Raw genomic sequence first — 17,487 nt, 5'->3', positions numbered from 1 at the left:
CAGATTCAGGGTGACTATGCTACTTCATTTTCAGCAATCATAGAGGCTAAAAAGGTATTTCTCAATTAATAAAAGCATCCAGAAGCCTAATCGCGATACATGATCGTCGAAACCTTTAGATTTAAGGCTTCAATCTCTTCAGGCGTCGCATCGATCATTCGGTCTCCATAAAATTTACCGGCTACTTTGCCTTGAGGGTTTAAAAACACACGGATGTTTGAATCTTCTAGCTTTCCGCCGTTCCAATCTACAGCACCACTATAATCCCAGCCAAATCCGTAGAATTTTACCTCTTTTCCGTTAATCCTGGTTAGCTCGTCGTAAGTAGTTCCTATTTTGATTCCTTTTGCCGAACTCCATTTTCCATTTTCAGAATAACTAATATCGAAAATCGATGTTTTAGACTCATTTTTCCAGGTGATCAAAATTTCATCTTCAGTTCCGGGATACAAAATTGTATAAGGACGTTCTACCGTTCCTTCTTCCATCATTTCGCTACCATTTTTAGGATTGGCATCGCTGTACATCCCCAAAATCTGCTCATAGTTCTTATTCTGAAGAGATTCGATCGTATATTTATCGCTTTTTACCGCTTTTTTACTTCCGCCGCAAGCCACAAGACTTATACTTACGAATAATAAAAGTAGTTTTTTCATTTTTGGTTAGTTTTTACTGAAATTTGCTGTCCGATTAAAGTACGATTTAAATTCAAATGATTAGTTTCAGAAATTTTTAAAAAATCACATCGATTTTCGTACAATATCGAGATACTAAATTAGAAACAAATTGAAAGGCGACACGGTGTTTTGCAAGAATTTAACGCGTATTATAACGCAGTTGCTTACCTTTACGCCTCTAAAATTTGTCCCTATAAAAATGAGGATGAATTTTATATAATATTAACCTCATGAAAATGGGGACGATTAATCAAATCTCGGGCAACCGGGTAAACTACCTCAGGGCAAGTTCGTGAGGTACATATTAGAAAATTATTTTTATTTCGAGCGATGTCTCGAAGCATATAATCTCGATTATCGAGTAAAAGTTAGAACAGAAAATGAGTAACACGCCAAAAAGATATACAATTACGGCAGCTTTGCCTTACACTAATGGGCCAATACATATTGGGCATCTATCGGGAGTTTACGTTCCGGCAGATATCTATTCTCGATTTTTAAGAATGCAGGGGCACGATGTGGCTTTTGTTTGCGGTAGCGACGAGCACGGTGTGCCTATTACCATTAAGGCGAAAAAAGAAGGAGTTACTCCGCAGGATATTGTAGATAAATACGACGGAATCATTAAAGATTCGTTTAATAACTTCGGAATTTCTTTTGATAATTATTCGAGAACTTCAGCTGAAATTCATCATAAAACGGCTTCAGCATTCTTCAAAAAACTTTATGAAGATGGTAAGTTTATTGAAGAAACTACAGAGCAACTTTATGATGCTGAAGCAAAACAATTTCTTGCCGATCGTTTTGTAACGGGTACCTGCCCAAAATGCGGTAACGAGGAAGCTTATGGCGACCAATGTGAAAGCTGCGGAACTTCGCTAAATGCCACAGATCTTATCAATCCAAAATCGGCGATAACCGGTGCTACACCGACTTTAAAAGAAACAAAACACTGGTTTTTACCTTTAGATCAATATGAAGACTGGTTAAAAGAATGGATTCTTGAAGGTCATAAATCTGATTGGAAACCAAATGTATACGGACAGGTAAAATCCTGGATCGATGATGGTTTACGTGCCAGAGCTGTAACCCGAGATCTTGACTGGGGAATACCAGTTCCGGTTGACGGTGGCGAAGGTAAAGTACTTTACGTTTGGTTTGATGCGCCAATTGGCTACATTTCTTCAACTAAAGAATGGGCAGAGCGCGAAGGAAAAGACTGGGAACCATACTGGAAAGATAAAGACACCAAATTGGTACATTTTATTGGGAAAGATAATATCGTTTTTCACTGTATTATTTTCCCTGTGATGCTTAAAGCGCACGGCGATTATATTTTACCAGAAAACGTGCCTGCGAACGAGTTTTTAAATTTGGAAGGTAAAAAATTATCGACTTCTAAAAACTGGGCAGTTTGGCTGCATGAATATTTAGAAGACTTCCCTGGCCAGCAGGATGTTTTGCGTTACGCATTAACGGCAAATGCACCAGAGGCTAAAGACAACGACTTTACCTGGAAAGATTATCAGGCTAGAAATAACAACGAACTTGTAGCTATTTTTGGAAACTTTATTAACCGTGTGGTGGTTTTAACCAATAAATACTACAATGGTGAAGTTCCTACTCCGGGAGAGTATTCTACTGTAGATGAAGAAACTATTGCCGCTTTAAAAGCTTACCCGGCAGTAATTGCCAGTTCTATCGAAAAATATAGATTTAGAGAAGCACAAGGCGAATTAATGAATCTTGCTCGTTTAGGAAATAAATATCTGGCTGATGCAGAGCCGTGGAAATTGGTAAAAACCGATGAAGAGCGTACTAAAACAATTATGTATGTGGCACTACAAATCGCATCGGCCCTGGCTACACTTAGTGAACCATTCTTACCTTTTACTTCTAATAAACTAAAAGAGATTTTAAAGTTTAGCGCAGAAGAAAGAAATCTAAATGAAGGTGAACTTTCACAGTGGGATAAGATTACCACTCGTGAAGCCCTTTTACCTGCAGGCCACATAATTGGTAAAGCCGAGTTACTTTTCGCTAAAATTGAAGATGAAAAGATCGAATTACAACTTCAGAAATTGGAAGCCTCTAAAGCAGCGAATGCTAAAGCTGATGAAAGTGTAGAACCACAAAAAGAAACTGCTATTTTTGAAGATTTCACCAAAATGGATCTTCGTGTAGGAACCATTATTGAAGCCAATAAAATGCCTAAAACCAAAAAACTAATGGTTTTAAAAGTAGATACAGGATTGGATAAACGAACTATCGTTTCTGGTATCGCAGAGCATTTTAAAGCCGAAGAATTAATTGGAAAAAAGGTGACCGTTTTAGCGAATCTTGCTCCAAGAAAATTACGTGGGGTAGAAAGTGAAGGAATGATCTTACTTACTGAAAATGCTGAAGGCAAACTGGTATTTGTAAATCCAGATGAAGATGGCGTTACCGATGGTGCTACGATAAATTAGGCAATACATAATATAAATTTATAAAACCCGGCTAAGGATAATTTTTCAGCCGGGTTTGTTTTTTTAGTTGCATTCTTGCTTTGAAAGAATATATTTGCAATCTCTAATTTTTTAGATCCAAACGTGAAACAATTTTACATTTCTATCGCATTTTTTCTTATTCTTTGCCTAAACTCTTTTAGCCAGCAATATTATGATCTTCCTAATAATTTGAAAGACAGCCATCGCTCGATTAAGGAGGTTTTTACGGTTACAAATAATGATAATGGAAATCTTACCATATTTATAGATGACAATACAACTTTTAATGCCTACATCTATAATGAAGAAATTGAACTTGTAAGTGCTCTTCAATCTGATGGCTTACCAAAGAAGTATGATAGAATTATAGGTTACATTCAAAATGAGAATATAACAACTTTGTTTTTACAACATAAGAACGATAGAGAGTTTGGAGCTATCCAATTTGATTTTAATAATAAGCAAACCAAAGAAATTGAATTTGATTTTAAACTTAAGAAAGAAGCTTATATTGAAGCTCTGAGCAAGGATAACAGACTTTATATTCTAACTATAGAAAAAAATTCATCGAATTTAAATATTTATACTTTCGATGGCATTCAAAAGTCAAAAAATACCCTAGAGCTCGGCTATAAATATAGAATCGACGATATTGAACCCAAAGATCTTCATGAAATGCTAATTAGTTATGGAGGAATGAGTTCTAGTATAGAAATTGAAAAAATTGACAATCAAGCTCCTGTTAGTATAGAATTAGCTAGTGCTACAAATAAATTGTATGAAACACCCGAAGGTTTTAATCTAAGTTTAGATAAAAGCATTTTTGAGACCTTTGTAATCTCTGTAGATCTAAATGATTACACTACGGAAATTAGGCAATTCGCAAAACCAAAATATAACGCTATTGAAGGTTACCATAGTAATTCATTTCTGCTAAAAGATAATATTTATCAAATTGTGGCAAATAGCAATGAATTATATTTTGAAGCAAAAAACATGACTTCAAACAAAGTAATTAAAAACATTATTTTAACTGCTGAAGAAGAGATTGATTTCAAAAACACACCTATCATCCAGGATAAAGAAGGTGATCTATTTGCTCCACATCGTGAACTTGAAAAAACATCCAAATTCTTACGTAAAATAGATAATGAAAATATTGGTGTATCGGTTTTCCAAAAAGATGATAAAAATATTGTTACATTAGGAAGCCATCTGGAATTACAGGCTGGCGGACCAATGATGATGGGAATGCCTGGCATGGGTGGTATGGCTGGAATGGGGTTTGCTATGCAATTTAACTTATATGCTGGTGCTTATTTTTCGTATACCAGAGGAAAATCGGTCCGAATTCAATGCCTTTTCGATCAGAATTTTAAACATCTTCAAGGTGAGATAGAGGACAATGTATTTGATAGAATTAAAAAATTCACAAAGCATTTAAAGAATAATGATACAGGAGAAAATGTCTTTGAGTGGAACGACTCTGTTTTTTACGGTTACTATAACAAAGACAGTGAAGCTTACAGAATCAAAAAATTCAAAAAATAATTGAAAATTGCTCAAAATTGCCTTTCACCCCATCTACAAGCATCCGTTGCCAGAAAAACATCGTTTCCCGATGGAGAAATATGAGTTGTTACCTAAACAACTTCTACATGAAGGCACTTGTGAAGAGCAACATTTTTTTAGTCCGAAACCGGCAGATCTGGTAGATATTCTTGCGGTTCACACCAAAGAATACGTCGAGAATTTAACGAATCTTAGCTTAGATCGCAGGGCGATTAGAAAAACTGGTTTTCCGCTATCGCAGGAGCTGGTAGATCGTGAGATCATTATTGCCGGTGGTACGATCGAAGGCTGCCATTACTCTTTAGAACACGGAATCTCTATGAATATTGCTGGCGGTACGCATCACGCCTATAGCGATCACGGTGAAGCCTTTTGCCTGTTGCACGACCAGGCTATTGCTGCAAGGTATCTTCAGAAGAAAAAATTAGCTGAAAAAATACTCATTATCGATCTTGATGTTCATCAGGGAAATGGTACGGCTGAAATTTTTCAGAATGATGATTCAGTTTTTACATTTTCGATGCACGGAAAAGGAAATTATCCTTTCAGAAAAGAAATTTCAGATCTCGATATTGAAGTTCCCGATGGCTCCAAAGATGAATATTATCTAAGAACTTTAAAGGAAACGCTACCCGGTCTTATTGAAAAAGTACAACCCGACTTTATCTTTTATCTATGCGGAGTAGACATTCTGGAAACCGATAAACTTGGTCGACTTTCCTGTAGTATCGCAGGATGCAAGGAACGTGACCGATTTGTTTTGCAAACCTGTCACGACCTAAAAATCCCGGTACAATGTAGCATGGGTGGTGGCTATTCTCCGGAAATTAAAGTAATTATCGAAGCTCACGCCAACACCTATCGCTTAGCGCAACATATCTATTTTTAGCTGGCTTTCAATTTCTTCATGAATTTGACGAATTCTGGCTGAAATTCTTCAAATAAAGGATGCTTTTTATTTTTCAGCATTACTTCGCTAAACAATTTTAATCCCAGTGCAAATTCGGTTGCTTCGGCTTCGGTTTCAAAAAGTTCTTTAGATTTTACAGCATCTATAATTCCGAAAATCTCATCATGATTTCCAAATTCAAATTCGATATTTTGATGCTTTACATCTTCTTTTAGGGTAGATACCGTCTCTAACTTAAGACGATAAACGTTAGCTTTCTTTGCCATTTTCTTTTTTATGCAAATTACCACATCCTAAAACTAAGCCGGTATTTTTTTAAAATAGATTCACTAACATTTTTGATAGTTTACATCTATTCTTTCAACACGAATAAAAATTAAGCCTATACAGCAGGATACGTAAATCACAATTAATAAATAATTTTATTGATATATTTAAATTATATTTATTAAATTCTGACGATTTATTTACCAATAATAGCATTTTGAAAAACAAAGCAAAAAAATACTGGCACGAAAACCTTAAATATCTCTTTATCCTTTTAAGCGTATGGTTTATTGTCTCCTTTGGAGCAGGAATTTTATTCAAGGATTTTCTAAATCAATTTAAACTTGGTGGTTTTAAGCTGGGATTTTGGTTCGCACAGCAAGGTTCTATTTATGTTTTTGTGATCCTAATTTTCATTTACATACGCTTAATGAATAAACTGGATAAAAAATATGGTTATGCTGAATAATCAAAACCTACACTTTTAAAACTCACTCACTTTTAAGATTATACTTATGGATGTTCAATTATGGACCTGGATTTTAGTCGGCATTAGCTTTACGCTGTATTTTGGTATAGCAATTTGGGCCCGGGCTTCTTCAACTAAAGATTTTTATATTGCTGGTGGCGGCGTTTCTCCGTTGGCCAATGGAATGGCAACCGCAGCCGATTGGATGAGCGCAGCTTCGTTCATATCTATGGCGGGACTTATTTCATTTAGCGGTTACGATGGCTCTGTTTATTTAATGGGCTGGACGGGCGGCTATGTGCTTCTCGCGCTTTTGCTTGCTCCTTATCTTAGAAAGTTTGGAAAATTTACAGTTCCAGATTTTATCGGCGACCGTTATTATTCTAACTCGGCTCGAACCATTGCCATTATTTGTGCTTTAATTGTTTCATTTACGTATGTGGCCGGGCAAATGCGTGGCGTAGGAATTGTATTCTCTCAGTTTTTACAGGTAGATATTACCAAAGGTGTTTTAATTGGGATGGCGGTAGTTTTGGTTTTCGCTTTTTTAGGCGGAATGAAAGGAATCACATACACGCAGGTAGCGCAATATTGTGTTTTGATCTTTGCTTTTATGGTTCCCGCTATTTTTATTTCTATCCAAATGACCGGAAATCCTTTTCCACAAATTGGGATGGGCGCCAGGGTTGAAGATGGCATTTTTCTTTTAGATAAATTAGACGAATTACATACACAATTAGGCTTTAAAGAATATACAAGTGGTACAAAATCTACTTGGGATATTTTTGCAATTACTTTTGCATTAATGGCAGGCACTTCTGGTTTACCCCATGTTATCGTTCGGTTTTTTACGGTACCTAAGGTAAAAGATGCTAGAAAATCTGCCGGTTATGCTTTATTGCTAATCGCTATTTTATACACCACGGCTCCGGCAGTTTCGGTTTTTGCCAGAACAAATTTGATCACTACCGTAAATGAAACAGCTTATACCGATTTGCCCGACTGGTTTAAAAACTGGGAAAATACCGGATTAATTTCCTGGACCGATAAAAATAACGACGGAAAGATCCAATATCGAAATTCAGATGCAGTAAACGGAAAACCAGTTTTTACAGAGGAAAGAGGTGAAAATGGCGAACGAATTATTAGTAATCCCAGTACTGCTGAAAATGAATTATATGTAGACAAAGACATTATGGTTTTGGCCAATCCAGAGATCGCTCAATTACCAAATTGGGTTATTGGTTTGGTGGCTGCCGGAGGTTTGGCTGCTGCCTTATCTACCGCTGCAGGTTTGCTTTTGGTAATTTCAACATCAGTTTCTCACGATCTGGTAAAAAAGCAATTAAAACCTAACATTTCAGACAAAGGTGAACTTTTAATTGCGAGAATAAGCATTTTAGTCGCTATTGTAGTTGCAGGTTTCTTCGGAATTTATCCACCAGGTTTTGTTGCCGCTGTCGTCGCACTTGCATTTGGTTTAGCCGCAGCTTCGTTTTTCCCAGCTATCGTTTTGGGGATTTTTGACAAAAGAATGAATCGCCAGGGAGCAGTTACCGGAATGATCGCCGGAATAAGCTTAATGCTATTTTATATGATTAGGTTTAAAACCGGATTAATAGGAATTATGGATCCGTTACCGGAAAGTGAATGGTGGTTTGGCACTTCGCCTGAAGGTTTTGGCGTTATCGCTATGCTGGTTAATTTTATCCTGGCAATAGTAATTTCAAGACTTACTCCTGCTCCACCAGAGAATGTACAGCAAATCGTTGAAGATATTAGAATCCCAAGCGGTGCTGGTGAAGCCCAAATGCATTAAAAATATAGCTTCAAATTATCGAATTTCAGCCTTAAGTACAGAACAAAAACTCCGTTTCCTTAAAACATAAGAAACGGAGTTTTCAGTATATTTTAAAACCTCAGCGAAAAAATTACTTCCCTAAAAGTAGAATTTCGTTGCAAATGATTTCAGTAATATAACGTTTATTCCCTGCTTTATCTTCGTAACTTCTACTGGTAAGTTTTCCATCTACAGCGATCTCTTTCCCTTTAGGCACATAATTCTCTACAACATCTGCAGTCTTGCCCCAGGCTACCAAATTATGCCATTGGGTTTCAGAAACTTTTTCTCCTTTGGCATTTTTATAAAATTCGTTGGTTGCAATAGAGAATTTTGCCAGTTTTTTACCTGATTCTAAATTTACAATTTCGGGCTGTGTGCCTACATGGCCAATCAATTTAACGCTGTTTCGTAAAGTACTCATAACTATAGAATTTAATTGTAATTGAAAATCGTTAGTTCATTTCAACGCTGCAAACATATAGCGGCAAAAAAGCCATATTCGTCTGTGAACTAATTGTTTTCGTATAAATTCGTTTGTAAATAATTGTAATCATTTATAAATGCTAAATATTCAGTCTCAAGAAATAGCCATATTGAAATTAACTCAACAATAGTTTGAATATAAATTCGTTTTAATCCCACCAACCATTTTATTTTCCATTGAAATCAAACATCATTAAAAGGTTACTTTCTATCATTAAGTACCTCGCCATTTATTATCTTTCTATCAAAATGATTTGCTTCGGAATTCCAAAATTGCTGTTTATGCAGTTTAGAATTCTGCATTACGAATCATTTTTACCTTTAGCCGAAATATCCAAATACCAACACATGTGGTCTTTCTTTGGAAGATCCTACAACTACAATATTTTTATTGGCCTTGCTGAACTTTTGATAGGAATTTTAATCGTTTTTAAAAGAACGCGATTAATTGCTTTATTAATTTCAATAGGAGTTTGCCTAAATATTTTGATTTTAAATATCGAATTTGAGATCTACTTTGCGCTTTCTCATATTATTTTAGATTTCGTCCTAAGCTTTCTATTGCTTTTAGAATATAGGAAGGATCTCTATCAATTTTTTATTCTGAATAGTGGCAAAATTAAACGATCCTTACTTCCGCAGAAAAAGGGATTCTTACATAAACTGCCCTTTGTTTATGTTTTAATACTTCCTATTGGTTATGGCATATTTTCATACAACCTGAAATCTACAGTAGACGATACGGTGACAGGAAGTTATAGGATTGAAGAATTTAAGATTGACGATAAAAATCTTGAAATTACAAAAGGAAAATTGGGATCTAGCCCAATGTTATTTTTAGAACACACTCACCAGGCGGTAATTTCTATGAATGACTCTATTTACTACGGAAGATATTCAATTTATAAAAGAGAAATTAGAATGTATTTTGATCCTCCTATAAACAAAATCAATTCGATCACAGGTCGCCTGGATAAAGAAAATTTTACGATTAACGGAGTGATGAATGATTCGATTCCTGCTATGATCGATTTAGAGAGATTGACAGAAAAAGAAGACTATTTGAATAATTTATATAATTAGAGACCTCGGAAGCAATTTAAATCCGAAAAACAATTATGATATGCACAAAACTTTAATCTCTTTGCTAAGATGGATACTCAAAAATTAATATTAAAAACCTAAGATTCTTAGTATTTATGTTTACTTTAAAGATTCATTAGAACAGCCGTACTCATTCATCAAAAATTCGTATCGTGAAAAACTTCATTCTCTTTTCTTTAGTCATCATTTTTTGCAGCCAGAGTTTTGCTCAGCAATTAAAAGGAAAAGTTCTGGATGCAGATACCAATAATCCATTAGAAGGTGTTCATATCTATTACACCAATCAAAAAGCAGTAGAAATAACCGATAAACAAGGAAACTTCAGCATAAAATATAGAAAAGATCATCTTGATGATAGCATTCATTTTTCTATTCTGAATTATAAAAAAACAGCGATAATCCTTCGGGATTTAATTTCAAGAAAAAGTCCGGTTCTACTCGAACAAACTACAGAATCTTTAACCGAAGTAACCATCTCTAGCCAGACCAAGCATTTCAAAAATGTTCCGTATAAAAAATTAGAAAACCTCCCTTATGGATTGTTTGAATTCGGTTCGGTCTTAAAAGATGGCAAAATTTATATCATCGCAGGGAATTCGACTAGGAACTCAGAAACTTTAAAGGGGGTTCTATCTATGGACAATTTGAATATGGTAGATCCAAATGCGATGACACGAAAAATTAGTCTGAGTCGAGCAAAAATAGACTTTAATGATTTTAAAGGAGATTTACTTATATATGATATCGCAAAAAATCATTGGACAAAAAAATTTAAAAAAACCTTTGCTGAACGTGTTATGAATGGCATGCTTGCTTATAAGGAGAAATTCTATGTTTTTGGAGGAAAAACTTTATCCAGAAATGGCAAATTTGAATATCTAGATAATACCATCGAGATTTATGATCCCAAAACCGACAGTATTCTGGTAGACGAAACCAATCCTCACATGGCGGTTAATGCAGCTTCTTTTGTTTACGAAAACAAGTTAGTAATTATGGGTGGTTCAGTTAAAAAGAATAGAGAACGAGATACCAAAGTTTACACCAATAAAGTGCATTTACAGGATCTGGAAACAGGTTTATGGTACGAGTTAGGTAATATGCCAGAAGCAAAAGAAACCCAGGGAATCCTTATAGATAATAAATTTTACATGGTGGGTGGCTTTGCTGGTAAAAAACTAACAGGCATAGAATCCTACGATCTAAACACCAGAAAATGGCAACGTGAAGCGGTACTTTTTCAGGGAATGGCGCAACCGGCTTTAGCCAGTGCTGGTGATTTACTTTACATATACGACGAGGGTAAAATTTGCACCTACAATCTTATTACAAAAAGTCTGAAGGAATATCACATCCCGGTGAAGCGACAAGCTTCTGCTATGCATATTTACGAGAATAAACTTATTTTAATAGGTGGCGTAAGTAGCTACAATTACAACTTTTTACCCAGAAATAGCGTCTATCAAATTAAGCTTGAAGATATAGAACATAGCGAAGTTATGCAGTCTAAAAATTTTGGTGCACTTGCAAACTACTAAATTCCAGATTATTTGCTTATCTTAACTAAGCAAGAGAAATATAGTTTTTATAGAATGCCGGGCGATTTTATCTATTTTTAATCTTAGTTCTATGGAAACTAAAACACCACTATGGTTTTGGATCTTAAGCATCATTTTTTTGCTGTGGAATCTAATGGGAATTGGTTCGTTCGTTGCTCAGGTTTTAATGACACCGGAAGCTCTTGAAGCGCTCCCAAAAGCCGAACGAGAATTATATGACTCTTACCCCAGCTGGACGTATATTGTTTACTTCATAGCTGTATTTGCAGGTTTTTTAGGTAGTTTAGGTTTACTTTTAAAAACAGGTTGGGCAAGAACATTATTTATTGTTTCGCTCTTGGCTGTGATTATACAAATGGGACATAGCCTTTTTGTAGCAAACGCTTTAAAAGTCTACGGAAATCAGGCATTGATTTTACCCATAATTGTAACTCTGGTTTGTATTATTTTAATATGGTTTGCCAACTTTTGCGCTAAAAAACCCTGGTACAACTAGAAAACTCGAAATTTATGAAGTATAGCATACACATTCCTGAAAGCTGTGGCGAAAACTGGAACAAAATGACCGCTTCACAGCAGGGAAAATTTTGCCAGGTTTGTGAAAAAGAAGTGATCGATTTCACTAAAACTACAGATGCCGAATTACTTCAAAAAATAAAAAGCGGACAAAAAATTTGTGGCCGATTTAAACAATCTCAGCTTTCTCGAGATTTAAAACCTAACAACTCTAAAACCAACTGGAAACAACTAGCTGTAGCAGCGGGATTCACTTCAGTTTTGGCAATCGCTACGCCGGCAAATGCCCAAAAAACTTCAACTAAAACCGAACAACTAGAGAAAACATCAGAAAAAAATTCCGAAGAAAAACATCGAATTTCGACTAAAGATAGTATTGTAATTTCTGGCACCGTGACCGATGAAGAGGATCTTCCTATTCCTGGCGTACACATTAAGCTCATAGATTCTAAAATTGTAACGCAAACCGATTTTGATGGGAATTTCAAGATTGTTCTCCCCGGAAAAAATCTCAAATTAGAGTTTACATCACTTGGCTATGAAACACAAGTTATAAATACTGATTTAAAGTCTGAAACTTTAGATATCAAAATGAATACTTCAGAAACCATAACTACGGGAATTGTTATTGTTGAAAAAACAAACCTATTTAGAAGAGTTGGCTACTTTTTCAAAAGATTATTTTAGCAGGACAATTTCCTTTTTATGAAAAATCTAAACGATTATGTCGCCGTTTATCAGGCTCAACTTCAAAAAGGTGATATTCTTATTGCTTACAAAGAACTGGTTTCATTCGTCATGAAACTAAGAACTGATCTTAAGCGAGATTCTTCTTTTGATTATTCGGTTACCGGAATTTTACATGGCTATCTGGATTATACCTATTTCTACTTTTCTAATGATTTTCTGAAAAGCAAAAAACTAAAATTCGGATTAGTCTTAAATCACCTCGAAATGCGATTCGAACTATGGCTTCTGGGTAATACTGCTGAAATTCAGAAAAAATACTGGACTTTCTTGAAGGAAACAAAATGGATTAAAAATCGCATGGAAATGCCAGAATATTCAGTTTTAGAAGTAGTTTTAATCGAAAATCCAAACTTTAATAACCTCCCCCTTTTACAAAAAAATCTTGAAATCGAATTGAATAAAAATCTATTGGAAATAATGGATTTCATTTAGAGATTAAAAAATAGGTTATAAACTAACCAATGAATCTAGAAGAAGAAAATAGAAGGAAACGTGCAAAAGCGACGCTAAGTAAAATGGAAAGTTTAGAGTTTTTCATTTTACCATTCATTACTCCAAGAGCACGACATAAATCGTTAGATGATTTTAGCGAATCTCAGTTGGACCGTTTTAAAAAACACGGCTACGACACCAAACTAAAACAAGCCAATCAACTCATCATTTTAGGAATTATATTTTGGATAGGTCTGGCTGCGATTATTGGCTATCTTGCAACTAAATTTTCTTGATGCAGCTGTATTCTTATCTAGCCATAATTGGGATCATTCTCTATTTACTTTTCAGACTTTTAAAGAAAAGGGCTGCAAAAAAACATGTTGAACAACTTAAAGATAATTGGGCCAAAGCTAAAACCGAAAAATTTAACTTCGACCAGATTAAAAGCTATTATGCCGCCCAACTTCATCTTGGCGATTTTCATCAAATAAATGATCAATCGGCAAAAGACCTGGATTTCTCAGCGCTTTTCGCGTTTTTAGATCGAACAACTTCCAAACCCGGACAACAATATTTTTATAATCATCTACGGAATATTAATAACGAAACGCAATTGAGGCGATTTTCGACATTTTCAGATACATTTTTAGAACATGAAAACGACCGTTTAAAAATTCAGTCGCAATTATCAAAACTGAATCATTACAATGCGTACGATTTTGTTCGCTTGATTACAGATGAACCCATGAAACGCCCAAAATGGATCTTTTGGGTATATATTCTTAGTTTTTTATCCATTTTTAGCCTGATTGGTGGTTTCTTTTATCCAGTTTTATTCCTAATCATGCTTCCAGTTTTTATGACCAATATGGTTTTGCATTATCGCAATAAAAATAACCTCAACTATTATCTAAATGCGGTTCACCAACTTAGTATCGCAATAAAAGCCGGTGATAAAATATCGAATTTCGGCAATATTAGAACCTATTTTAAGGACTTAAAGTTTATAGGATCTGTAAAGAAAATTCAGTTTAAAACTTCGCTTATTGGCTTCGAGAATAAGATGAATGATGAGTTTGCCTTTTTTGGCTGGTTTTTCTTCGAGGTGCTTAAGATTACTTTTAATATCGAAATTTTATTGTTTTTCAATTTTCTGGAAGACATTCAGCATAAACGAAATGATATAGAAAAACTTTTTCGGTTTTTAGGAGAAATCGATTCGGCTATTGCAGTGGCTTCTATTAAAACCGAATATCAAGATCGCATCTGCCAACCTCATTTCAGCAATAAAAAAGAGATTAGATTTAGCGAAATTCGGCATCCATTAATCAAAGACTGTGTTACCAATAATTTAGAGCTTTCAGAAAAAAGCATGCTCCTTACCGGTAGCAATATGTCTGGGAAAAGTACATTTATAAGAACGTTCGCCATTAATACGCTGCTGGCACAAACCCTAAATATTTGTTTTGCTGAAGATTTTACTGCTCCCTTTCTAAAACTATATTCTTCGATTAGAATTACCGATAATCAAACAGAAAATACCAGTTATTATCTGGAAGAAGTTTTACAGATCAAAAAGCTGCTGGATCACTCAAAAGAAGATACGCCCAAATTGTTTATTCTAGATGAAATTTTTAAAGGAACAAATACCGAAGAACGCATCGCTGCCGGAAAATCTATTTTGTCCTATCTAAATACCGCAAAAAATATTGTGATGGTTTCTACCCACGATATCGAACTTACCGAAATGCTAACGCAAAACGATTTTGAACTGTATCATTTTAGTGAAAGTATTCAAAATCAAGAATTAAACTTTGATCATAAATTAAAAGAAGGACCGCTAAAAACCAAAAATGCGATAAAGATCTTGGCGCTTTATGATTTTCCCGAACAGGTAATTACTGAAGCTGAAATGTTAAAAAACAAACCGAATTAAACCATTTAGCTTTTTGCTAGTCTAAAATACAGATTAACTACCCTGGCATTTCACTTTTTTGTCCTGATATAAAAATTTTATTTCTACCCCTAACTATAAGCGCCAGGGGGTTAAATCTATTAATCCTTTTCTTGTTAAAACTAAACAGACTTCAGTATTCCACTGAAATCGCTATTAAAAAAATCTTACTAAATTGAGCTCAAAAGCAAAACATACGATGAAACAATTTTTTTCTCTACTGTGTATCGCAGTGATTTCCTTTTCGGGTTTCGCGCAACAAAGCCCCAAAAAACTTACTACTGAAGATTATGAACAGGCCGCTAAATTTCTTGGCTTCAATACGTATCCTCTAGTCGACAAAGCTAATGTTCGCCCAAACTGGCTGGATAACGGCAGTTTTTGGTATGAAATTTCGGTTAATGAGGAGCAACAATACGTTCTTGTAGATCCCAAGAAAAAATCTAAAAAAACTTCAAATTCGCTTGAAGAATTACTTGGTGAAAAACCGGAAGAAGGCCAAAGAAGATCCTGGACAGAAGTGGCTTCTCCAGATGGCTCAAAAACAGTCTATATTAAGGACTGGAATCTTTGGATGCGTGACAACGAAACTGGCGAGGAAACTCAACTTACCCAGGATGGAGAGAAAAACTATGGTTACGCGACAGATAATGCGGGTTGGAAACATAGTGATAAACCCATCGTACTTTGGAGCCCGGATTCTAAAAAGATCGCTACGTTTAAACAAGATCAACGCCATGTAAGCGATATGTACCTGGTAGAAACCAAAGTTGGCGAACCAAAACTTCAGGAATGGAAATATCCAATTCCGCAGGATTCAGCGATCATTAAAATTGAACGTGTAATTATCGATACTGAAGATAACGAGATCACCAAACTAAATATTCCGGCAGATGCAAGACGTGGTACACTTTGCGACGATATTGCCTGTGACGGCACTTTTGGCGATAACGAATGGGGTCCAGACTCAGAGACTTTAGCTTTTGCTTCGGTTTCCCGTGATCACAAAAAAGTTACTCTTCGTGTAGCAGACGCTGAAACTGGTGAAGTAAGAGATATTTTTACTGAAGAAACAGAGACGCAATTCGAATCTGGACAAGGCACTATAAGCTGGCATTATTTACCAGAATCAGACGAAATTATCTGGTATTCTGAACGTGACGATTGGGGGCATCTATACCTTTACGATCTTGAAAGCGGAGAACTTAAAAATCAAATCACCAAAGGAGATTTTGTAGTAACCAGTTTAGTTGAAGTAGACGAAGACAAAGAAATGTTATACTTCTACGCGCAGGGTAAAGAAGAAGGTCGCGATCCTTATTTTAGACATTTTTACAGCATAAAATTTAACGGTAGAGGACTAAAACTATTAACTCCGGAAAACGGAATGCACAGCGTTTCACTATCTCCAGAAAACAAATATTTTGTAGATAACTACTCACAGCCAGATGTTCCTAATGTTGCTGTACTTAGAGATATTAAAGGCCGTAAAATAATGGATCTTGAAAAAGCAGATATTTCACGTTTAGAAGCTATCGGCTGGCAGGCACCAAAACCTATAAAAGTAAAATCTGCAGATGAGAAATGGGATTTATACGGATTAATGTTTACGCCTACAGATCTTGATGAATCTAAAAAATACCCGGTAGTGAACTATATCTATCCAGGCCCACAGGGTGGTGGTGTTGGTGGTCGTTATTTTTCACCTTCACGTAGCGATCACCAGGCTTTAGCAGAACTTGGATTTATCGTTGTGGTGATCGATGGTAGCTGTAACCCGGGAAGATCTAAATCTTTCCACGATGCCTGCTATGGTAATATGGGCGATAACACGCTAGAAGATCAAATAAGCGGAATTAAGCAATTGGCTGAAAAATATTCGTATATGGATTTAGATAAAGTCGGAATTTGGGGACACTCCGGTGGTGGCTTTGCGACTGCAGATGCGATGTTCTCTTATCCTGAATTTTATAAAGTTGGAATTTCTGAATCTGGAAACCATGATAACAGAAACTATGAAGATGATTGGGGAGAAAGATACATTGGTTTAATTGAAGAAACCGAAAACGGAAAAACTAATTACGAACTACAAGCCAATCAATACAATGCTGAAAACCTACAGGGAGATTTGTTAATTGCGCATGGTAATTTAGATGACAACGTACCTCCTTACAACTCGTATTTGGTGATCGATGCATTGATCAAAGCGAATAAAGATTTCGATTTGATCATTTTCCCAAATGCACGCCACGGCTACGGAAGGGATAGCTATTATATGACTAGAAGAAGATGGGATTATTTCGTTGAAAATCTAATGGGTGCAGAACATCCAAAAGAGTTTAAAATTGAAATGCCACGAAGAAGATGATTTCTTTTGAATTAAAAAAACAAAAAGCCGGTAGATCTATGATTACCGGCTTTTTGTTTTTTAGGCTTAATGTAAGCCTCGATAATTGCTC

16 protein-coding genes are annotated in these 17,487 nt (G+C 35.5%); 13 read left to right on the top strand and 3 right to left on the bottom strand.

The annotated features are described in order from the left end of the window. Positions 1-86: 86 nt before the first annotated feature. A complete protein-coding gene (locus tag BM201_RS03595; RefSeq protein ID WP_092540003.1) occupies positions 87-656 on the bottom strand; it encodes a hypothetical protein in 570 nt (189 codons plus the stop codon). A gap of 401 nt (positions 657-1,057) precedes the next feature. Here BM201_RS03595 and metG point away from each other — a divergent pair, with 401 nt between their 5' ends. The 3 genes from metG (at position 1,058) to BM201_RS03580 (ending at position 5,627) form a co-directional block, all read left to right on the top strand. Then, the gene (metG, locus tag BM201_RS03590) at positions 1,058-3,145 is read left to right on the top strand and encodes a methionine--tRNA ligase (RefSeq protein ID WP_092540002.1); all 2,088 of its coding nucleotides are present in this window, start codon (positions 1,058-1,060) and stop codon (positions 3,143-3,145) included. Positions 3,146-3,268: 123 nt separating this feature from the next. Next, positions 3,269-4,717 (top strand): hypothetical protein, encoded by a 1,449-nt coding sequence (locus BM201_RS03585; RefSeq protein WP_092540001.1) that lies wholly within the window; start codon positions 3,269-3,271, stop codon positions 4,715-4,717. Positions 4,718-4,724: 7 nt separating this feature from the next. Continuing rightward, positions 4,725-5,627, top strand: a complete 903-nt coding sequence (locus BM201_RS03580; RefSeq protein ID WP_092540000.1) for a histone deacetylase family protein — start codon at positions 4,725-4,727, stop codon at positions 5,625-5,627. On the opposite strand, the gene BM201_RS03575 is transcribed toward BM201_RS03580, so the two are convergent. Beyond that, positions 5,624-5,914, bottom strand: coding sequence for a DUF3861 domain-containing protein (locus BM201_RS03575; protein ID WP_084841109.1), 291 nt, complete (start codon positions 5,912-5,914; stop codon positions 5,624-5,626). The genes BM201_RS03580 and BM201_RS03575 overlap by 4 nt on opposite strands. A 215-nt stretch (positions 5,915-6,129) precedes the next feature. Here BM201_RS03575 and BM201_RS03570 point away from each other — a divergent pair, with 215 nt between their 5' ends. Beyond that, a complete protein-coding gene (locus BM201_RS03570; RefSeq protein WP_092539999.1) occupies positions 6,130-6,384 on the top strand; it encodes a DUF4212 domain-containing protein in 255 nt (84 codons plus the stop codon). Positions 6,385-6,430: 46 nt separating this feature from the next. Further along, positions 6,431-8,203, top strand: a complete 1,773-nt coding sequence (locus BM201_RS03565) for a sodium:solute symporter family protein (protein WP_092539998.1) — start codon at positions 6,431-6,433, stop codon at positions 8,201-8,203. Positions 8,204-8,315: 112 nt separating this feature from the next. Here the strand turns inward: BM201_RS03565 and BM201_RS03560 are convergent, their stop codons facing one another. Next, positions 8,316-8,648, bottom strand: coding sequence for a single-stranded DNA-binding protein (locus BM201_RS03560; RefSeq protein ID WP_092539997.1), 333 nt, complete (start codon positions 8,646-8,648; stop codon positions 8,316-8,318). Positions 8,649-8,992: 344 nt separating this feature from the next. On the opposite strand from BM201_RS03560, the gene BM201_RS03555 reads away from it, so the two are divergent. The 8 genes from BM201_RS03555 to BM201_RS03520 all read left to right on the top strand — a co-directional run bounded on the left by BM201_RS03555 (position 8,993) and on the right by BM201_RS03520 (position 17,396). Further along, on the top strand, positions 8,993-9,793 hold the full coding sequence (locus tag BM201_RS03555) for a hypothetical protein (protein WP_245758562.1): 801 nt from the start codon (positions 8,993-8,995) through the stop codon (positions 9,791-9,793). A 173-nt stretch (positions 9,794-9,966) separates the two neighbouring features. Beyond that, positions 9,967-11,352, top strand: coding sequence for a Kelch repeat-containing protein (locus tag BM201_RS03550; RefSeq protein WP_175486969.1), 1,386 nt, complete (start codon positions 9,967-9,969; stop codon positions 11,350-11,352). Between the two features lie 91 nt (positions 11,353-11,443). Then, positions 11,444-11,869, top strand: a complete 426-nt coding sequence (locus BM201_RS03545; RefSeq protein ID WP_092539994.1) for a hypothetical protein — start codon at positions 11,444-11,446, stop codon at positions 11,867-11,869. Between the two features lie 14 nt (positions 11,870-11,883). After that, a complete protein-coding gene (locus BM201_RS03540) occupies positions 11,884-12,576 on the top strand; it encodes a carboxypeptidase-like regulatory domain-containing protein (protein ID WP_092539993.1) in 693 nt (230 codons plus the stop codon). Between the two features lie 18 nt (positions 12,577-12,594). Beyond that, positions 12,595-13,071, top strand: a complete 477-nt coding sequence (locus BM201_RS03535; RefSeq protein WP_092539992.1) for a DUF7000 family protein — start codon at positions 12,595-12,597, stop codon at positions 13,069-13,071. A 29-nt stretch (positions 13,072-13,100) separates the two neighbouring features. Further along, positions 13,101-13,367: a hypothetical protein gene (locus BM201_RS03530; RefSeq protein WP_092539991.1), complete on the top strand. Its 267-nt coding sequence runs from the start codon at positions 13,101-13,103 to the stop codon at positions 13,365-13,367. After that, positions 13,367-15,010, top strand: coding sequence for a MutS-related protein (locus tag BM201_RS03525; RefSeq protein ID WP_092539990.1), 1,644 nt, complete (start codon positions 13,367-13,369; stop codon positions 15,008-15,010). Before BM201_RS03530 ends, BM201_RS03525 begins: the two co-directional genes overlap by 1 nt. A 217-nt stretch (positions 15,011-15,227) precedes the next feature. Next, complete coding sequence (locus BM201_RS03520; RefSeq protein WP_175486968.1) at positions 15,228-17,396, top strand: S9 family peptidase; 2,169 nt, start codon at positions 15,228-15,230, stop codon at positions 17,394-17,396. Positions 17,397-17,487: the final 91 nt, after the last annotated feature.

Source organism: Zunongwangia mangrovi (genome assembly GCF_900112105.1).
Lineage (GTDB): Bacteria > Bacteroidota > Bacteroidia > Flavobacteriales > Flavobacteriaceae > Zunongwangia > Zunongwangia mangrovi.
This window is presented reverse-complemented; position numbering and strand designations above follow the sequence as displayed.

Bases quoted from the DNA above. Each gene is read 5' to 3' on its own strand.
- BM201_RS03520 (WP_175486968.1), top strand. From the start codon at position 15,228: ATGAAACAATTTTTTTCTCTACTGTGTATCGCAGTGATTTCCTTTTCG.
- metG (WP_092540002.1), top strand. From the start codon at position 1,058: ATGAGTAACACGCCAAAAAGATATACAATTACGGCAGCTTTGCCTTAC.
- BM201_RS03530 (WP_092539991.1), top strand. From the start codon at position 13,101: ATGAATCTAGAAGAAGAAAATAGAAGGAAACGTGCAAAAGCGACGCTA.
- BM201_RS03575 (WP_084841109.1), bottom strand. From the start codon at position 5,914: ATGGCAAAGAAAGCTAACGTTTATCGTCTTAAGTTAGAGACGGTATCT.
- BM201_RS03555 (WP_245758562.1), top strand. From the start codon at position 8,993: ATGCAGTTTAGAATTCTGCATTACGAATCATTTTTACCTTTAGCCGAA.
- BM201_RS03545 (WP_092539994.1), top strand. From the start codon at position 11,444: ATGGAAACTAAAACACCACTATGGTTTTGGATCTTAAGCATCATTTTT.
- BM201_RS03535 (WP_092539992.1), top strand. From the start codon at position 12,595: ATGAAAAATCTAAACGATTATGTCGCCGTTTATCAGGCTCAACTTCAA.
- BM201_RS03595 (WP_092540003.1), bottom strand. From the start codon at position 656: ATGAAAAAACTACTTTTATTATTCGTAAGTATAAGTCTTGTGGCTTGC.
- BM201_RS03525 (WP_092539990.1), top strand. From the start codon at position 13,367: ATGCAGCTGTATTCTTATCTAGCCATAATTGGGATCATTCTCTATTTA.
- BM201_RS03560 (WP_092539997.1), bottom strand. From the start codon at position 8,648: ATGAGTACTTTACGAAACAGCGTTAAATTGATTGGCCATGTAGGCACA.
- BM201_RS03565 (WP_092539998.1), top strand. From the start codon at position 6,431: ATGGATGTTCAATTATGGACCTGGATTTTAGTCGGCATTAGCTTTACG.
- BM201_RS03540 (WP_092539993.1), top strand. From the start codon at position 11,884: ATGAAGTATAGCATACACATTCCTGAAAGCTGTGGCGAAAACTGGAAC.